Consider the following 18,637-nt stretch of genomic DNA (forward strand, 5'->3'; position numbering starts at 1 on the left):
TCAGAATCTGGGCATGGGGGATGTGAGCCGGGCCTCGCCGGACGGGTGAGCACGGCGCGACAGACAGCGGGAGGCAACTGTGCGGACAGCGACACTGGGACCGGCGGAGCGCGCCGAGTCACTCGCGGCCATGGCCGAGCGCGAACTGGACGTACTGGTCGTGGGAGCGGGTGTGGTCGGCGCGGGCACCGCGCTGGACTCCGTGACGCGCGGCCTGTCCACCGGGCTGGTCGAGGCGCGTGACTGGGCGTCGGGCACGTCGAGCCGGTCGAGCAAGCTGATCCACGGCGGCCTGCGCTATCTGGAGATGCTCGACTTCTCGCTCGTCCGCGAGGCGCTGAAGGAGCGCGGGCTCCTGCTGGAGCGGCTGGCCCCCCACCTCGTGAAGCCGGTCCCGATCCTGTACCCCCTCCAGCACAAGGGCTGGGAGCGGCTGTACGCGGGAGCGGGCGTCGCCCTCTACGACACCATGTCGATGGCGCGCGGGCACGGGCGAGGGCTGCCGACGCACCGTCACCTGTCCCGCCGTCACGCCCTGCGTGTCGCCCCCGCGCTGAAGAGGGACGCCCTGGTCGGCGCGCTCCAGTACTACGACGCCCAGATGGACGACGCCCGCTATGTGGCCACACTCGTGCGCACGGCCGCCGCGTACGGCGCGAAGGTCGCCAACCGCGCGCGCGTGGCGGGCTTCCTGCGTGAGGGCGAGCGCGTCGTCGGCGTCCGGGTCCAGGACGTCGAGGGCGGCGGGGAGTACGAGATCCGCGCCCGGCAGGTCGTCAACGCGACCGGGGTGTGGACCGACGACACACAGGCGATGGTCGGGGAGCGGGGGCAGTTCCACGTGCGTGCCTCGAAGGGCATCCACCTGGTCGTGCCCAAGGACCGCATCCACTCCACGACGGGCCTGATCCTGCGCACCGAGAAGTCCGTCCTGTTCGTGATCCCGTGGGGACGGCACTGGATCGTCGGCACCACGGACACCGACTGGGACCTGGACAAGGCCCATCCCGCGGCGTCCAGCGCGGACATCGACTACCTCCTGGAGCACGTGAACTCGGTGCTGGCGGTACCGCTCACGCGCGACGACGTGCAGGGCGTGTACGCGGGACTGCGTCCGCTGCTCGCCGGGGAGTCCGACGCCACGAGCAAGCTGTCGCGCGAGCACACCGTGGCCCACCCCGTGCCCGGCCTGGTGGTCGTGGCGGGCGGCAAGTACACGACGTACCGGGTGATGGCCAAGGACGCGGTGGACGCGGCGGTGCACGGCCTCGACCAGCGGGTCGCGGAGTGCGTCACCGAGGACGTGCCGCTGATCGGCGCCGAGGGTTACCGGGCGCTGTGGAACGCGCGGGCGCGGATCGCCGCGCGCACCGGGCTGCACGTGGTGCGGGTGGAGCACCTGCTGAACCGGTACGGGTCGCTGGCCGAGGAGTTGCTCGACCTCATCGCCACGGACGCCTCACTGGGCGAGCCGCTGCAGGCCGCCGACGACTACCTGCGCGCGGAGATCGTCTACGCGGCGTCCCACGAGGGCGCGCGTCACCTCGACGACGTGCTGACGCGAAGGACGCGCATCTCGATCGAGACCTTCGACCGCGGCACACGCAGTGCGCGGGAGGCCGCCGAGCTGATGGCCCCGGTGCTGGGCTGGGACAAGGACCAGATCGAGCGCGAGGTCGAGCACTACGAGAAGCGGGTGGAGGCGGAGCGGGAGTCGCAGCGCCAGCCGGACGACCTGACGGCCGACGCGGCTCGGCTGGGCGCTCCGGACATCGTGCCGTTGTAGGCGGCCGGTTCGGGTCCTCCCCGCGTGCGCTGGGCACGACCGTTGGGTGGCTCCGTGTGCCCGAGGGCGGTTCTTGCCCGTCCTGGGTGCGGGGTGCTGGGGTTGCGGGGTGCGCCGGGCGATCTTGCGTTCGGCGTGGTGGCCGCCTGTCCCTGTGCGCGGGGCGGGCGGTCGTCGCGGTGCTCGGCCGCCGCGCCGGCCCGGTTCGTGGAGGCGGGGGAACGTCACCCGAACGAGTGTCCTGAACGGGGATCTTCGTTCGGAACCCGGTCGTTCTAAGGGGTGCGGGGGCAGAACTCGGCGGCGAGCAGCGCGGGTTCGAGGCCGGGGTCTGCGACCGCGTCCGTGTTCACGCGGAAGGTGAGGACGCGTCGGCCGTCGAGGGTCGCCGCGGTGCGGACATAGCTGCCGGCCATGCGGCCGTTGTGCCCCCACACGGTCCGTCCGCACGGAAGCCGCACGGGCATCAGGCCCATGCCGTACGAGCCCTGTGCGGTACGGGTGTCGAGCATCTCGCGCAGTTGACGGGGCGGCAGCAGGTTGCCGCCGAGCAGGGCCGCGTAGAAGCGGTTCAGGTCGGCCAGTGTGGTGACGAGTTCGCCCGCCGCGCCGGCGACCCGCGGGTCCAGCTCGGTGACGTCCGCCCCGTCGGCCGAGTAGGCGCGCCCGTGGGGGTCCGGCAGGGAGTCGCGGGAGCCCGGGAAGGAGGTGCCCGTCAGACGGAGGGGGGTGAGGATGCGGCGCTCGGCCTCCGCGGCGTAGGAGCGGCCGGTGACCCGCTCGACGACCAGGCCGAGCAGTACGTAGTTGGTGTTGGAGTAGGAGAAGCGGCCACGGGTGCCGGGGGGATGGGTGAGTGCGATGCGCAGGGCCTGCGCGGGAGTGACGGGGGTCGTGCCGCGGGTCTCGGCCGTGAAGTTGGCGAGACCGCTGGTGTGGGTGAGCAGTGCGCGCAGGGTCAGGCGGCGGCCGTCGTTGCCCGCGCCGCGGACCAGACCCGGAAGGTGAGCTTCCACGGGGTCCGACAGGGACAGGCGGCCCTCGGCGGCCAGTTGCAGGACGACCGTGGCGATGAACGTCTTGGTGATGCTGCCCGCGCGGAAGTGGTCGTCCCGCCGGATGGTGCCGTCGGGGCGGGCGTCGTCCGCGGGGGCGCCGGTGGGCGAGGTGGCGCCGTCCGCGCCCCGGGGACCGGAGCCCTGTCCGGCGGCCGGTGCCGCGGCGGTCTGGGAGCGCGCAAAGCGGGTAGCCGAACCCTCGGTGGCCAGAAGAGCGGCGCCCGGGGCTCCGCCGCGGGTGACGAAACCGGCCAGTGCCGTGTCCGAGAGCGCGGGCGCGGGTGCGGTGGAGGCGTTCGCGGTCAGGCCGAACAGCAGCATGCACACCGGCAGGGCCGAAAGCATCCTCGACTGCGGCATCCGTTCCTCCTTGTCGCGCTCATCATGGGGGACGGACCGGACTTGGCGGCAGGCGGGGCACCGAAGAGTCGCCGCCGCAGGAGGGGATGCTTCCGCGAGGGGCACCCGGGGCGTTGGGCGGTGGCCGCGTGAGGGACAATGAAGGCTCTGTCAGGGCGGGTTGCATGAGGGGACGCATGTCGGACGCGGAGCGGGCGGGAGCACCCCGTCAGGACGAGAGCGAACGTCTCCTCGCCGGGCGGTACCGGCTGGAAGGGGTCCTCGGCCGCGGTGGCATGGGCACCGTGTGGCGAGCGGCCGACGAGACGCTGGGCCGGACGGTCGCGGTCAAGGAGCTGCGGCTGCCGCCGCGCATCGACGAGGACGAGAAGCGCCGGCTGATCACGCGGACGTTCCGCGAGGCCAAGGCCATCGCCCGGATCAGGAACAACGGCGCGGTGACGGTCTTCGACGTGGTCGACGAGGACAACCGGCCGTGGATCGTGATGGAGCTCGTCGAGGGCAAGTCGCTCGCCGAGGTGATCCGTGAGGACGGGCTCCTCACGCCCAAGCGCGCCGCCGAAGTGGGTCTGGCCATCCTCGACGTGCTGCGCTCGGCGCACCGCGAGGGCATCCTGCACCGCGACGTGAAGCCGTCGAACGTGCTCATCGCCGAGGACGGCCGGGTCGTACTCACGGACTTCGGCATCGCGCAGGTCGAGGGCGACCCGTCCATCACCTCGACGGGCATGCTCGTGGGCGCGCCCTCGTACATCTCGCCGGAGCGGGCGCGCGGGCATAAGCCCGGACCCGCGGCCGACCTGTGGTCGCTGGGCGGACTGCTCTACGCGTCGGTCGAGGGTGTGCCGCCCTACGACAGGGGTTCCGCCATCGCGACACTCACCGCGGTGATGACCGAGCCGGTGGAGCAGCCGAAGAACGCGGGTCCGCTGGAGAAGGTCATCTACGGCCTGCTCGTCAAGGACCCCGAGCAGCGGCTCGACAACGCGGGCGCGCGGGCGATGCTCACCGAGGTGGTCAACGCGCCCGAGCCCGCCGCGGGCGGGGCCGACGCCGTGGACGCGACGAAGGTCGTGCCGTTGCCCGACCTCCCCTCGGGGGCCGGCGGTCCCGACGCCCGGGGCGGGGCCGGGCGCAGGGCCGAGGAGCCCGGCGAGCGGCTGCGCGGTGCGCTGCGTTCGGTGCGCAAGGGCAAGGGCGCCGGAACGGCGGCCGTGGCCGGGACGGTCCAGGGGCCGGACACGCCGGCTGCCGGGAGCACCACCCCCGCCGCGGCGTCCGGCGCCGCCGCGCCTGCCGCGGCGAAGGACCGCAACAGTGCTGCCTCCGTACTGAACTCCAGTGCGGTGGGCGGTAGTTCGAACGGCGGAGGCGGACTGGCCGGGCGCGCTGCCGCCTCCAGGGCCGCGCTGGCCGATCTCGTCCCCCGGCGGGTGCTGGTGATCGCCGCGGTGGTGGTCGTGCTCGCCGTGCTGGGGACGGTCCTGGCCGTCACGCTGGGTGGCGACGGCGAGGACGCCAAGAGCGGTGACACCAAGTCGTCGTCCGGAGGGGTGAGCGCGGGCAACGGCGACACCGGGAAGGACAAGGACGGCGGCACGGGGTCGGGCGACGGGAAGACGGACGACTCCGGCGAGGGCACGACGAAGGGGAACTCCCCGACCGGCGAGGCCTCGAAGGGCTCGGAGGAGTCCGACGACTCGAAGGACTCCGGCGGCTCCGGCGACGGTTCGGGCGACGCGGACGTGACGACGTACAAGAGCGGGCAGGGCTTCTCGATCGGGCTGCCGAAGGGGTGGACGTACCAGTCCACCGGGGCGGCCGGTTCGCGGTTCGCCGGCCCCGACGGTCAGAAGCTGCTGGTCGGCTGGACGACGACGCCCAAGGACGACCCGGTCGCCGACTGGACCAAGCAGGAGGGCTACATGCAGCGCGCCCAGTACGACCGGATCCGCATAGAGAAGGTGGACTACCGCGGCTGGAACACGGCCGACTGGGAGTTCACCTACGTGGACGGCGGGACGCGGTACCGGTCGATAGACCGCGGGTTCGTCGTCAACGACAACCTGGGCTACGCGCTCATGTACACGGCCAAGGCGTCGAAGTGGGACGGCGGACTTCGCAAGGAGACGTGGCGGACGCTGACGGAGTCGTTCGAACCGAAGTCCTGAGGGGCACGAGATTCCTGAGATCTCGCATCTCCTCACTGTGGGTTGCCCTCGGCACGTATCGTGAGTGGTTGCGGACCGTACGCAGCCACAACTGCAGCCACAACGGGACGCATGGCGAACGGAATTGACCAACCGGGCGGCCGGGGGAGGCGTCGTGGAGGACTACGCGGGACGGGTGCTCGCGGACCGCTACCGCCTGCCGCTGCCGCCGTCGGACGAGTACGAACTGGCCGAGACCCGCGCCTTCGACACGTACAGCGGGCAGGAAGTCCTGGTCCGGCAGGTGCCGTTGCCGGAGATCGTCGAGGCCGAGGTGCTCGACGCGGACGGACTTCCCGACGGTTTCGTGGCACGGGACGCGGCGATGCGGCGGTCGTCCGCCCGCACCACGCGGAGGCCCACCGATCCCGCCGTGCGGCGTGCCATCGAGGCGGCGCAGGCGGCGGCCGGGATACCGGACCACCCGCGGCTCGACCAGGTCTTCGACGTGTTCGCCGAGGGCGGCTCACTGTGGATAGTGAGTGAGCGCGTGTCCGCGCGGCCCCTGGCGGCACTGCTCGCCGAGAAGCCGCTGACCCCCTACCGGGCCGCCGAGGTGGCCTCCGACGTGCTGACCGCGCTGCGGGTGCTCCACGCGCACGGCTGGGTGCACCGCAACATCACCGCGCGCACGGTCCTGGTCTGCGACGACGGACGAGTGATGCTCACCGGGCTCGCGGCCGGAGCGGCCGAGGAGGCGCTGTGCGGGTACGACCCCGTGCCGCCCGCCGAGGACGAGGGGGCCGCGGACGGTCCCGGGCGCGACGGCGGCCCGGCGGGAGCGCCCGGGCAGGCCCACCCTTCGCAACAGCCCCACCTCTCCCACCAGCCCCACTCGCAGCAGCGGACCCCGCAGCAGCGCCCGGGGGCCCCGGGTCCCGGTGGGCAGCCCGCACCGGGCGCGGTGCCCGGAGCACGCGCTCCCGGTGGCCGGACCGCCGTCGAGGCCGTTCGCGGCGACATGTCACCGCTGCCGCAGGCGCCGGGTGCAGGCCGGAGGGCCCTGGAGTCGGGCGGCGACGTGAGGGCCGCGCGCGCCGGGGCCATCGCGGCCTACCGTGCGGGCGCCCGTGCCGCGGCCCGGGTGCAGGAGGAGCAGCGGGGCGGCCCGGGCGGAGCGCTTCCCGCGCCGCGCCCCCGGCCCACCGGGGACGAGCCGGAGCCCGGCCGGGGTCCCGGACCCGCTCCGGACGCCGACCGGAGTCCCGGAGGTGCCCCGGACCCCGGCCGGGGTCCGGGGCACGCGGTCGGGCGCACACCGCCGCCCGGGCAGATCGCCGACCCGTACGGGGTGGGGCGGACGGGCTCCTGGCACGGGGCGGCGCCGCGTACCGGCGCGCCCGCACCCGCGCCGGGCGGCAGTGACCGCGGCCCGCTTCCCGAACTGCCGGGCGGACCGGGCGCGCCGGGCCACGACGACAGCACGGCGTTCCACGGCAACGGCATGAGCCTGCCCCCGACCGAGTACGGCGAGCACCGCCACGGCGGCCCCGAGGCGCACGAGCGGGGCCAGGGCGCACCAGGCGGGGTACCGGGCGTGCTGCCGGCCGGCGGCCACGCCGGTGCCTCCGCGCTCACGCCCGCCGTGAGTCCGGCGGCCGACACGGGCCCCATGCAGTGGAGCCGGATCGCCGCTGCCCCGCACGCGCGTCGCGGGCCCGCCACCGCCCTGGCGGCCGAGCGGGCCCGGCAGGCCCGGATGGCCGTCATCGGACCCGTCACCGAGCGCTGGGCGCCGGAGCAGGCCGGGCCCGTCCACGAGAACTGGCAGCTCGCGGCGCCCATCGGCCCCGCGACCGACCTGTGGGCCCTGGGAGCGCTGCTCTTCCGTGCCGTGCAGGGGCACGCCCCCTACCCCGAGGAGAGCACCGCCGAGCTGGTCCAGCTGGTGTGCGCGGAGCCGCCCGCGTTCGCCGAGGAGTGCGGACCGCTCAGGCCGGTGGTCGAGTCGCTGCTGCGCCAGGACCCCACCGAGCGGCTGGACTTCGAGGAGCTGCGCGGCTGGCTGCGGTCGCTGGTGCGCTCGGCGCCGGAGCCGGAGGCGGGCACGTACGTGGTGGCCGCGCCGCCCGCGGACCCGAAGCGCCTGCCGGTCGTGCGCCGCCGCGGCGAACTCGTCCGCAGGCGTCGCGCGGGGCTGCCCGACACGAGCCCGCACGGCCGGCACAAGCGCGCCAAGCAGGGCAGGGAGGTCAAGCCGCGCCGCCTCGGCCGCACCTTGCTGCTGCTGATCCTGCTCGCCCTGGCCGCGGCGGTGGTGTATGCCGTGGCGTTCATGCCGAAGGCGGGCACGGACGGGGAGCGCACCGGTTCCGCGGGGGACGTCGTCAGCCCCGCTCCGAGCCGGTCGGCGAAGCCGGGCACGGGCGGCTCCGACCCGCAGGACGAGAAGTCGCCGACGAAGGAGAACAGCCCCACGCAGTCGTCGAGTTCGACGACCCAGACGACCGGTCCCGAGCTTCCGCAGGGCTTCACACTGCGCAAGGACCCCGAGGGGTTCCGTGTCGCGGTCGCCAACGGCTGGGACCGGACCCCGAAGAACGGCCGCGGCCAGGTCGTCTACTCGCACGCGGGCTTCGACCTGCTCGTGGTCCCCGGACGTGACTCGACCGGGCGGTACGGCACGGACCCGATGACGTACCAGCGCGAGGAGGAGCGCGAGTTGCAGCCCTTCCGCGACTCGACGTGGGCCACCTCCAGCGGGATGCGCCGGATCGACGTCGGCGGACGGGCCATGGCCGAGGGGCAGTTCACCTGGCAGGACTCCTCGGGGCGCGAGGTGTACGTACGCAATCTGGCGATGATCGTCGGCGGGCGGTACCACGTGCTCCAGGTGCGCGGGCCCGAGGCGGAGCGGGACGAGGTCACGCGGCTCTACGAGCAGGCGGCGGCGAGCTACCAGGCCACCGGTTGACCCCCGATCACCCTTCCGCAACCGGCCGTTCACGCCCCGGGCAACCGTCACAGTGCTGTCTCCGTCGGACCCCGGCGGTTCCCTGCGCGGTGACCGGTCCTTAGTCTGACCCTGTCAAGACCATTGCGGGGAAACGTGAATCAGATGCAGGGCCTGCTTCTGGCGGGGCGCTATCGACTCGTCGACGCGATCGGCAGCGGGGGCATGGGCCGGGTGTGGCGGGCGCACGACGAGGTGCTGCACCGCGCCGTCGCGATCAAGGAGCTGACGGCCGCCCTCTACGTCTCCGAGAGCGACCAGCCCGTACTCCTCGCCCGTACGAGGGCGGAGGCGCGGGCGGCCGCGCGGATCAACCACTCGGCCGTCGTCACCGTGCACGACGTGCTGGAGCACGACGGCCGTCCGTGGATCGTGATGGAGCTGGTCGAGGGGAAATCGCTGGCCGACGCGGTCAAGCAGGCGGGGCGCATCGAGCCGCGGGAGGCCGCACGGGTCGGACTGTGGGTCCTGCGCGCCCTGCGGGCCGCGCACGCGGCCGGTGTGCTGCACCGCGACGTCAAGCCCGCCAACGTCCTCCTCTCCGACGACCGGCGCGTCCTGCTCACCGACTTCGGGATCGCGCAGGTCGAGGGCGACACGACAATAACGCGCACCGGGGAGATCGTCGGTTCGGTCGACTACCTGGCGCCCGAGCGCGTGCGGGGCGCCGATCCGGGCCCCTCCGCGGACCTGTGGGCACTCGGCGCGACGCTCTACACCGCGGTCGAGGGACGCTCGCCGTTCCGGCGGACGACTCCGCTGACCACGATGCAGGCCGTGGTCGGCGAGGAGCCCGACGAACCCCGGCACGCCGGTCCGCTCACGTCCGTCATCGCCGCGCTCCTGCGCAAGGACCCGGCCGAGCGGCCCGGTGCGGACCGGGCCGAGCAGATGCTCGCGGAGGTCGCGGAAGGCCGGACGCCCGACTCGGCGGACGCCCACGCGCCGACGCTCCACGGGTCCGGCGCGCCCGACCCGCGCGGGGCCTTCGGCCCGCCGGCCCAGGGTGCCGCGGGGGCGGGGGCCTGGGACTCACGGGACGACACGCGCACGGCCCGGGGCGGCCACGTGCCGCAGCCGGGCCCCGACACGCACGGGACCCACGACCCGTACCGGACCCATGACCCGTACCGGACCCACGACGCCTACCGGGGGCACGACACCCGTGGTGCGTACGGCGGGGCCGCTGCCCCTGCGGGGGACGTCACCGCGCGCCGGCAGGCGGGCGGTCTGCCGAGGAGCGGCCGCCTCAGGACGCTCGCCGTCGTGGTCGCGCTGGCCGCGGTCGTCGGCGGTGGCGGCGCCGCGGCGATCCTGTACGCCAACGGCCAGGACAAGCAGGGCACCTCCGCGAACTCCGGCGCACCGCGCGGGGGTTCGACGCCTTCGACGGACGAGCGGCAGGGGGGCACGGACAACGACGACGGCAAGGACCAGAGCAAGGACCAGGAGAAGGACCAGGAGAAGGACCAGGAGAAGGACCAGGAGAAGGACCAAGGCAAGGACACCCCGGTCGACGGCGTCCCCGACGGCTGGGAGCGCGTCAACGACGTGAAGGGTTTCAGCCTTGCCCTGCCGAAGGGCTGGAAGCGCCAGGTGGAGGGCGCCCAGATCGACTACACGCCCGACAAGGGCGAGCACTTCGTCCGCATCGCCATCGAGGACACCCCGGACTTCGACACCCCGTACGCGCATCTGGTCGATCTGGAGGAGCAGTTGGGGCGGCTGCGCGACTACCGCCGCGTCGGTCTGGAGGAGAACACCTTCCGCGACCGTCCGGGTGCGTTGTGGGACTTCACCTGGACCGCGCTGCCCAAGGACACCGACTTCCCGGGACCGCGGCGGGCCATCGAGCAGGCCTACCTCGGCCGCAACGGCGTCGAGTACGTGATCTACATGTCCGCGCCCGCGGCCGACTGGGCGACGGCGCGGGAGCAGTTCGACGCGGTACTGCGGGGATGGCGGCCCCCGGCCGCTCAGTGACCCGGGCCCGCACGGGCCCGCCGTGCGGGCCGTCACCCGCGTCGCACGGCGCGTCGCATGTCGGCCACCCCGGCCGAATCGCCACGGAGGCGCTCCGTCCGGTGGGGCATGATGGGGCGCATGGGGACCGAGGGGGACAACGCCCGTGTGATCGCGGGCCGTTACCGGCTGGAGGCCAGACTCGGCCGGGGCGGCATGGGCGTCGTATGGCGGGCCACCGACCAGCTCCTCGGCCGTCAGGTGGCGGTCAAGGAACTCGCCCTCGACACCTCGCTCTCCGCGGAGGAGGCCCGGCAGCAGCGCGAGCGCACCCTGCGGGAGGCGCGCGCGGTCGCGCAGTTGCGGCATCCGCACATCGTCGTCGTCCACGACGTCGTCGAGCAGGACGAGCGCCCGTACATCGTGATGGACCTGATCGAGGGCGGCTCGCTCGCCGAGCGGATCTCCCGGCGCGGTCCCGTCGACCCGGCCGAGGCGGCCAGGATCGGCATCGACCTCCTCGGCGCGCTGCGCAGGGCGCACGCGGCCGGCGTCCTGCACCGCGACCTCAAGCCTGCGAACGTCCTGCTCACCGAGGACGGCGGGGTGGTGCTCACCGACTTCGGGATCGCCCAGGTCTCCGGGGCGACGACGCTCACCGAGAGCGGGTCGTTCGTCGGCTCGCCCGAGTACACCGCGCCCGAGCGGATGGCCGGGACCAGGACCGGGCCGGAGTCCGACCTCTGGTCCCTCGGCGCGCTCCTGTGCACGGCACTCAGCGGTGAGTCGCCGTTCCGGCGGGACTCGTTGGGCGGCATCCTGCACGCGGTGGTGATCGACGAGATACGCCCGCCGGCCGCCGCGGCACCCCTGCTCCCGGTCGTACGCGGCCTGCTGGAGCGCGATCCCGAACGGCGTCTCGACGCCGCGGAGGCCGAGCGGCTGCTTCGGGCGTTCCTCGACACGGGACGCACCCCGGCGGCGTCGTCCGGGTACACGCCGACGCGCCGGGACCTGCCGAAGCGGGCACCCGGTCCCGCACCGGCGGAGCCGCGGCAGCCCGCGACCGGCGGCACGAGACCCTCTCCGGTCGTGCCCGCCTCGACGCGGAACGTACTGATCGCGGCGGCGCTGGTCGCCGCGACCACCGGGGCCGGGGTGTCGGCGGCCGCTCTGCTGATGAGCGGCGGCGGGGGCGACGACCCCGTTCCGCGGACGAGTTCGGCGGTCACCCGTACGGGCACCGCCGGGGGCCGGACCGGTGACCCGGCGCCCACGGCCACCGTCTCCCGCCCGGGTGCCGGCCCGGCGTCGTCCCCGGCGTCGCCGTCCTCCGTGCCGTCCGGACCCTCCACCGCCCGCACGCCGCCCGCCGGCTACCGCCTGGCCGAGGACCCGGGCGGCTTCTCGCTCGCCGTGCCGAAGGGGTTCCGGCGCGACCCGCAGGGCGAGCGGGTCCTCTACCTCTCCGAGGGCGACACCTTCCGCATCGGGGTGAAGGTGTCCGATCCGCAACCCGGAGGCCCGCTGGGCGTGATGCGCCGGGCCGCCGCCAAGGGGCCCGACACGAACCCCGGTTACCGCGAGGGGCGGGTCACCGCGACCACCCGGGCCGGCCGCAGCGCAGCGCTGTGGGAGTTCACCTGGAACGGCTTCAGCGAGTCGGAGGGCGCCCGGCACACCTACGACCTCTGCTGGGAGGAGGACGGCAGACTGTACGACGTCTGGGTCTCGGCGCCCGCCGGCAGGTCGCGCGAGGCACGGGGACACTTCGAGGTCGCGGTCGGCACGTTCGCGCCCACGACGGCGTAAAGGCCGTAAGCGGCGCATAAGTGACTGGGTGCGTCACGGGTCTGTGACCGGAAAGCGCCCAGGGTGGAAGAGGGGGCGTTCGCCGCGATAAGGATGGACCCATGAGCAGCAACGGGGGAGCCCCTTACCGGCCCGACGAGCCGACGAGTTTCGGTCTGCAACCGCCGCGCCCGCAGGCCGCCGTGCCGCACCCGGGCAACCCCTACGCCACCCCGAGCCCCGTGCCCGCCGCCGCCCCGGCCGCCGCCCCCGGTCCCGCTCCCGACCGCCCCGCCCCCGAGCGGCAGGCCGAGCGGGAGCCGGGCACGGGCCGGCTCATCGCGGGCCGCTACCGGCTGCTCGCCAAGCTGGGCCACGGAGGCATGGGCACGGTGTGGCGGGCCAAGGACGAGACGGTCGACCGGGAGGTCGCCGTCAAGGAACCCCGGATTCCGGACCACCTTCCCGAGCGTGAACGCTCCAACGTCTTCGAGCGGATGCGCCGCGAGGCACGGGCCGCCGCCCGGCTCGACCACCCGTCCGTCGTCAACGTGCACGACGTCGCGGTCGTCGACGGGCAGCCGTGGATCGTGATGGAACTCGTGCGGGGCCGCTCGCTCGGCGCCGCCCTGCGGGAGGGCACGCTCGGGGCGCGAGAGGCGGCGCGTATCGGCCTGGACGTGCTCGGCGCGCTGGAGGCGGCGCACGCGGCGGGCATCCTGCACCGGGACGTCAAGCCCGACAACGTCCTGCTCGGACACAACGACCGGGTCGTCCTCACCGATTTCGGCATCGCCCAGATCGAGGGCGAGACGAACCTGACCGACACCGGTGGCTTCGTCGGCTCCCCCGAGTACATCGCCCCGGAACGGGTGCTGGGCCAGCGGCCCGGACCGGCCTCGGACCTCTGGTCCCTGGGGGTCGTCCTGTACGCGGCCACGGAGGGCGTGTCGCCCTTCCGCCGCTCCAACACGCCCGCGACGCTCCAGTCCGTGCTCAACGCCGCGCCCGCGGCGCCCAACGCGGCCACGGGCCCGCTCGCCGAGGCCATCAACGGCCTGCTGGCCAAGGACCCCTCGAGCCGTCCGGACGCGGCCCGGGTGCGCCGGCTGCTGGAGGAGGCGGCCCACCCGCCGCAGCCCGCGCCCACCCAGGTCGCGTACCTGCCCTCACCGGCCGGGAGGGCGTTCCGGCCGGGCCGGGGGACGTGGATCGGGCTCGGCGCGGCCGTCGTCGCCGCGGCCGTCGCCGGGTACCTGGTGTTCGCCGACCCGTTCGCGGGGCCGCTGCCCGACGGCTGGAAGAAGAGGAGCGAGAAGGACGTCGCCGCCACGCTGGCCGTGCCGGAGCACTACAAGCGGACCGCTCCCACCGACCGGACGACGGACAAGGGGCACTGGGTCACCTACACCGACCCGAGCGGCGCCGTGTCGATCGGCCTGACGCTGTTCAAGAAGTCCGAGGACAGCCTCAACGAGATCGGCGGCACCGCCAGTTCGGAGGCGTACCAGGACGCCGACGGGATGGAGAAGACCGACGACAGCTCGTTCTCCACCATGGCGGAGAAGCCCGCGCCCGAGGCGGACACGAGCAAGACCTCCTACAAGGGGCGCGAGTCGGCGGAGAACGTCGTCACGTACACCGACGACACCACCGACCCGGAGGCGCCCCGGCCGCGCGAGGCACGGGTCTTCTACTACAAGACCGGGTCGGGGGACCTGTACAAGCTCTGGATCGACTACCCCGGCCGGGGCGACTTCACCGAGCGGGGCCGCGAGGTCGCGAAGGCGGCCGTCGAGAACCTGGACATCACCAAGCTCTGAACCCGTGGGCGGGCGGGCGTCCCCAGGGAGGCGTGCGTCCCGTCGCAGGCGGGCGTCCCGCGGGGCGGGCGGGTGTCCGGCCGCCCCGCGGGACCCCGGATCAGCCGAGCTTGGCCGTCTGGGCCTCGATGAGCGCGGCCGGCACGGTGTACGCGGTGGCCTTGCCCTCGTCGGCCAGGGCCGCGAGGCTGATCGAGTAGTACGTCGTCACCGTGTTGCCGTGGCGCGCGACCTCGGCGTGCACGGTCAGCGGAGCTCCCTCCGCGTCACCGGTGGCCGCGAACGCCACCGACTCGTCGCCCTTCCCCGAGGCCTTCTCCCCCACGACCTTCGAGAACTTCTGCGGCTCGTCCGCGCCCGTGGCGGTGAACCCGCCGGCACAGCCCTTGACCGCGGCGGAGACCGACGACATGGTCTCCTTCGCGCCGTCTCCCTCGTACGAGGAGAGCGAGACGAGGGTCATCGTCGAGCCGAGCGCGTCGGTGATGGAGCCCAGCGCCTCCTCCAGCTCCTCCGGCGTCATGTCCTCCATGTCCTTGGCGGGGGACTTGCTCGCCTTGGCCGTCGGGTCCTCCTGGGCCATACGGCTCACGAAGGAGTCCGAGTCGCCCGGCGCGAAGCCGGTGAGGACGTACGCGAGCGGCGCGCACTTCTCGTCGACGACCTTGACGTCCTTCTTGGAGGCGGCGAACGCCTCGGTCTCGCCGACCGGGCTGACCTTGAAGCCCTTGGCGTCGGCCGTCGTGATGATCAGCTTGCCCAGCTCGCTGTCGCTGAGGGGCTTCGCGGCCGCGGGCTTGTCGCCGCCCGCCTTGTCGTCCGTGTCCGAACCGGAGCCGCTGTCGGAGCAGCCGGTCACCAGGGCGAGGGAGAGGACGGACACGACCGCTGCGGCGCCGGTACGGGGCCGCGTGAATCTCTTCATTTTTTTCGAATGTTCCTTCGATGGCGTGTAGATGCAGGGGGAGTCTGATGTCAAGGTCAAAGCAACGTCAAGTCGCCTGCCGCGGCTGCATACTGCTTGACTGACGCGGTGGCGGAGGGCGACGACGGCAGACCCCCCTCCACATGGAGTTCCTCCTGGGAGAGGCGGTGGGCGTGAGCCTGGATCCTGACGGGCGGGCGCACGCCCGGCAGCGCTGGGCGGCACGCGCCGCGCTGGCCTCCGCGGCCTCGGCGGTCGCGCTGCCGCTCGTGTACGCCCGTGCCACGGGCCTGTTGGTGGTCGCCGTGGGCGTTCTCGGCAGCGTGGTGACCGTGGCCGCCCTCTGGTGGGTGCTGACCCGGCGGGGCGCGCTGCGGGCCGCGGCGGTGCTGCTGGCCCTCGCTACGCCCGCGGCCGTCGTCTGGTTCTTCACGGCGGCGCACCTGCTGTGGGTCGTGGGCGCGTCCCTCGCGCTGTGGGCGTTCGCCGTGTGGGCGGGGAAGTTCGCGCTCAGCACCACCAGGTCGCACGCCGTGCGGGTGCGCGAGTACCGGACGTCCGGCCCTTCCCGGCCCTTCCTCATCATGAACCCGCTGTCCGGGAACGGGAAGGTCGACCGGTTCGGACTGAAGGAGAAAGCCGAACGGCTGGGCGCGCGCGTCCATCTCCTCGACCCCGAGCGCCGGGAGGACGTGACCGAACTCGCGCGCCGCGCGGCCGACGAGGGCGCCGACCTCCTCGGTGTCGCGGGCGGGGACGGTACGCAGGCGCTGGTCGCCGCCGTCGCCGCCGAGTACGGCATCCCCTTCCTGGTGGTCTCCGCCGGGACCCGCAACCACTTCGCGATGGACCTCGGGCTCGACCGGAACGACCCCTCGGCGTGCCTCGACGCCCTCACCACGCGAGGGGGCGTCGAGCGCCGGGTGGACCTCGGCTTCGTCGACGCGCACCCCTTCGTCAACAACGCCTCGTTCGGCGCGTACGCCGTGGTCGTCCAGAGCCCCGAGTACCGCGAGGACAAGCTGGGCACGACGCTGGAGCTGCTGCCCGAACTGCTCACGCACCAGCGCGGCCCGCGCCTGACCGCCCGGATCGACGTGACCGGGCCCCGGGAGTCCGCCCGCCTGAGGGTCCGCCGCCGCTACGGGAAGGCGACGCGCCCCGTGGCGACCGCCGACGCCGGGCGAGCCGGCGGCGGGGTCTCCGCGACGGCCGGGGCCTCCGGTGCCCCGGGGGCTACGGGGGCGGCCGGGTCCTCGGAGGTGCTGGAGGCTTCGCAGGGTGCCGGCGGGACCGGGGCGTCCGGAGCGGGCGCGGGCGGCGGAGGCGCCGGGCGGGCCGCACCGGCCGGCGGGCCCGGGACCGTCGTCGTCGACGCGCCCCAGGCCCTGCTCGTGAGCAACAACCCCTACCGCATGGACGATCCGGTGGGACTCGGCTACCGCGAGCGGCTGGAGTCCGGTGTCCTCGGCGTGATCGGGGTGAAGGTGGAGAGCGTGGCCGAGGCCGCGGGACTGCTGCTGGGCCGGCACGCGACCGGGCTCACCGTGCTGACGGCCCGTGAGGTCATCGTGGACGCCGACCGCCCGGAGGTCGAGGTCGGTGTGGACGGCGAGGCGATGCTCCTGCCCACTCCGGTGCGGTGCCGCATCGAGCCCCGGGCCCTGCGCGTACGGGTCCCGAGGAACCGGCCGGGCGTTCCGGAGGCGAAGCCGCCCCTCGACTGGCGGAGGCTGCGCAAGCTCGCGGCGGCGGTGGGGCGCACGGCGCTCCCCAAGCACCGGGACCGCTATCTGCCCGGGCACGGGTCCGAGCCGGAGGACCGCCAGCCTCCCGCGGCCTGACATCGACAAGTCCCCACCCGCACGGTACTGATGGGGCATGAGCGATGACGGGGGCCGGTTGATCGGTGGCAGATACCGATTGACCGAACGCATCGGTTCCGGGGGCATGGGCACCGTCTGGCGGGCCGTGGACGAGCGCGTGGAGAGGGACGTCGCGGTCAAGGAGCCGCGGCTGCCCGGCGACCCGCGGGACTCCGCCCACCGGCGCGCGTACCACCGCCTTCAGCGGGAGGCGCGGGCCGCCGCGCGTGTGGACCACCCGGGGGCCGTCGCGATCCACGACGTGGTCGTGGAGGACGGACTGCCTTGGATCGTCATGGAGTTGATCCGCGGGGAGTCCCTCCACGAGCGGCTGCGGCGCGGTGCGCTGTCGCCCGCGGAGTCCGCGCGGATCGGGCTCGCCGTCGTGGGCGCGCTGGGGGCGGCGCACGCCAAGGGCATCGTGCACCGGGACGTGAAGCCCGCCAACGTGCTGCTGGGGCAGCACGACCGGGTCGTGCTCACCGACTTCGGCATCGCGCACATACAGGGCGAGGAGTCGCTCACCCTCAGCGGGGAGTTCGTCGGCTCCCTCGAATTCATCGCGCCCGAGCGGATGTCCGGCCGCAACACGGGTCCCGCCGGGGACCTGTGGTCGCTCGGGGTCTGCCTCTACGCGGCCGTGGAGGGCTGGTCCCCGTTCCGGCGTACGACGCTGGAGTCCACCCTCGCCGCGATCCTGTCCACCGAGCCGCCCGAACCCGAGCAGGCCGGTCCGCTCGGGCCGCTGATCGTGCGGCTCCTCGCCAAGGACCCGGCGCTGCGCCCGGACGCCGACGAGGTCGCCGCCGCGCTGGAGGCCGTGGCGGAGGGGTGGCCCCTGCCCCGCGGCGAGTCGGCGCCCGCCCAGAACGCGGCGGATCTGCGGGAGTACGCGGACGACACGGGAACGGTCCGCCTGAGCCGCCCGTCTGCGGCCCGCGCGGCCGCCCCGGACCCTGCCCCGAATCCCGCCCAGGACCCTGCCCCGGCCCACTCGACGCCTACTTCCACCGGGCCCGTCGAGCCGGGCCCGCCCGACGCGGCCGCCGGGGACGGAGCCGACGCGGCCACCGGAGGTGGAGCCGGAGCCGGGTCCGACCCGGACGCCGATGCGGACGGCCGAGCCGAGTCCGAGTCCGACGCCGACGCCGGAACCGAGGCCGACGCGGGCTCCGAGGCCGACGCGGGCTCCGGCGCCGGCGCGGGCTCCGGCGGGCGCCCCGCCGACCGGGACCTGCCCGCCCGCCGCCGGCGCCCGGCCGTCCCCGCCCGCGTCCGCCTCGCGGGCGGGGTCCTCGCCGTCGGCCTGGTCGTCGCGGGCGGCGCCTGGTCCGCCACCACGCTCACCGGTGACGAGGACGAGGCCGTGGCGGACACCGGACCGTCGGCGCCGGTGACCGCGACCGCGAACGCCCCCTCGGACGCGGCCGGTTGGGTCCCCCACGCCGAGAACGGGCTGAGAGCGGTGCTCTCCCTTCCGCTGCGGTACGTGCGCCGGAACGGCCAGGACGACCCCGGCGGCGATCCGCGCACGGCGGTGTACGACGGCGGGGCCGTGCAGGTCCGCCTCACCCAGTGGGACGAGGCCCCGCGCCCGCCGATGGAGCAGGCCCGGGAGTCGGGCGCGGCCTGGGCGGGGTACGGGAGGTCGAGGACGCAGTACACGCGCACCTCGTTCGACGGGCAGGAGGCCGTGCTCGCAGACACCACGTACGAGAACCGGGGCGAGGTCACCCGGGTCATGGAGCTGATGATCCTCACCGGCGACGGCCGGATGTACGAGCTGCGCGTGGACATGCCCAAGGGGGAGAGGCAGGAGAAGACGGGCACCGCGGTGTTCAAGGGCGCGCGGGACCGTCTGCGGATCGGGACGTGACATCCGTCTCCGGCCGGCCGGTCAGCCG

The 18,637-nt window shown here is 74.2% G+C and carries 10 protein-coding genes; 8 read left to right on the top strand and 2 right to left on the bottom strand.

What is annotated here, in order from left to right:
• Positions 1-79: 79 nt before the first annotated feature.
• A complete protein-coding gene (locus IE265_RS00280) occupies positions 80-1,786 on the top strand; it encodes a glycerol-3-phosphate dehydrogenase/oxidase (protein WP_190033200.1) in 1,707 nt (568 codons plus the stop codon).
• Positions 1,787-2,061: 275 nt separating this feature from the next.
• On the opposite strand, the gene IE265_RS00285 is transcribed toward IE265_RS00280, so the two are convergent.
• Positions 2,062-3,204: a serine hydrolase domain-containing protein gene (locus IE265_RS00285; RefSeq protein ID WP_190033201.1), complete on the bottom strand. Its 1,143-nt coding sequence runs from the start codon at positions 3,202-3,204 to the stop codon at positions 2,062-2,064.
• Between the two features lie 176 nt (positions 3,205-3,380).
• Here IE265_RS00285 and IE265_RS00290 point away from each other — a divergent pair, with 176 nt between their 5' ends.
• The 5 genes from IE265_RS00290 (at position 3,381) to IE265_RS00310 (ending at position 13,943) form a co-directional block, all read left to right on the top strand.
• Entirely contained in the window at positions 3,381-5,375 is a 1,995-nt protein-coding gene (locus IE265_RS00290) for a serine/threonine-protein kinase (protein ID WP_190033717.1), read from the top strand.
• A gap of 154 nt (positions 5,376-5,529) precedes the next feature.
• On the top strand, positions 5,530-8,328 hold the full coding sequence (locus IE265_RS00295) for a serine/threonine kinase C-terminal domain-containing protein (RefSeq protein WP_190033202.1): 2,799 nt from the start codon (positions 5,530-5,532) through the stop codon (positions 8,326-8,328).
• A 144-nt stretch (positions 8,329-8,472) separates the two neighbouring features.
• Entirely contained in the window at positions 8,473-10,350 is a 1,878-nt protein-coding gene (locus tag IE265_RS00300) for a serine/threonine-protein kinase (RefSeq protein ID WP_190033203.1), read from the top strand.
• Between the two features lie 120 nt (positions 10,351-10,470).
• Positions 10,471-12,141: a serine/threonine-protein kinase gene (locus IE265_RS00305; protein ID WP_190033204.1), complete on the top strand. Its 1,671-nt coding sequence runs from the start codon at positions 10,471-10,473 to the stop codon at positions 12,139-12,141.
• A gap of 101 nt (positions 12,142-12,242) precedes the next feature.
• On the top strand, positions 12,243-13,943 hold the full coding sequence (locus IE265_RS00310) for a serine/threonine-protein kinase (protein WP_190033205.1): 1,701 nt from the start codon (positions 12,243-12,245) through the stop codon (positions 13,941-13,943).
• Positions 13,944-14,043: 100 nt separating this feature from the next.
• Here the strand turns inward: IE265_RS00310 and IE265_RS00315 are convergent, their stop codons facing one another.
• Positions 14,044-14,868, bottom strand: coding sequence for a hypothetical protein (locus IE265_RS00315; protein ID WP_229915947.1), 825 nt, complete (start codon positions 14,866-14,868; stop codon positions 14,044-14,046).
• Positions 14,869-15,011: 143 nt separating this feature from the next.
• Between IE265_RS00315 and IE265_RS00320 the strand changes: the two genes are divergently transcribed.
• Both IE265_RS00320 and IE265_RS00325 read left to right on the top strand, forming a co-directional pair.
• Complete coding sequence (locus IE265_RS00320) at positions 15,012-16,712, top strand: diacylglycerol/lipid kinase family protein (RefSeq protein WP_190033206.1); 1,701 nt, start codon at positions 15,012-15,014, stop codon at positions 16,710-16,712.
• Positions 16,713-16,749: 37 nt separating this feature from the next.
• Complete coding sequence (locus IE265_RS00325) at positions 16,750-18,609, top strand: serine/threonine-protein kinase (RefSeq protein ID WP_190033207.1); 1,860 nt, start codon at positions 16,750-16,752, stop codon at positions 18,607-18,609.
• The last annotated feature ends 28 nt before the right edge of the window (positions 18,610-18,637 follow it).

This window comes from Streptomyces fructofermentans (assembly GCF_014651055.1).
GTDB classification, from domain to species: Bacteria; Actinomycetota; Actinomycetes; order Streptomycetales; family Streptomycetaceae; genus Streptomyces; species Streptomyces fructofermentans.

Excerpts from the sequence above, each read along its gene's own strand:
- IE265_RS00320 (WP_190033206.1), top strand. The coding sequence starts at position 15,012 with ATGGAGTTCCTCCTGGGAGAGGCGGTGGGCGTGAGCCTGGATCCTGAC.
- IE265_RS00300 (WP_190033203.1), top strand. The coding sequence starts at position 8,473 with ATGCAGGGCCTGCTTCTGGCGGGGCGCTATCGACTCGTCGACGCGATC.
- IE265_RS00315 (WP_229915947.1), bottom strand. The coding sequence starts at position 14,868 with ATGAAGAGATTCACGCGGCCCCGTACCGGCGCCGCAGCGGTCGTGTCC.
- IE265_RS00325 (WP_190033207.1), top strand. The coding sequence starts at position 16,750 with ATGAGCGATGACGGGGGCCGGTTGATCGGTGGCAGATACCGATTGACC.
- IE265_RS00285 (WP_190033201.1), bottom strand. The coding sequence starts at position 3,204 with ATGCCGCAGTCGAGGATGCTTTCGGCCCTGCCGGTGTGCATGCTGCTG.
- IE265_RS00310 (WP_190033205.1), top strand. The coding sequence starts at position 12,243 with ATGAGCAGCAACGGGGGAGCCCCTTACCGGCCCGACGAGCCGACGAGT.
- IE265_RS00305 (WP_190033204.1), top strand. The coding sequence starts at position 10,471 with ATGGGGACCGAGGGGGACAACGCCCGTGTGATCGCGGGCCGTTACCGG.
- IE265_RS00290 (WP_190033717.1), top strand. The coding sequence starts at position 3,381 with ATGTCGGACGCGGAGCGGGCGGGAGCACCCCGTCAGGACGAGAGCGAA.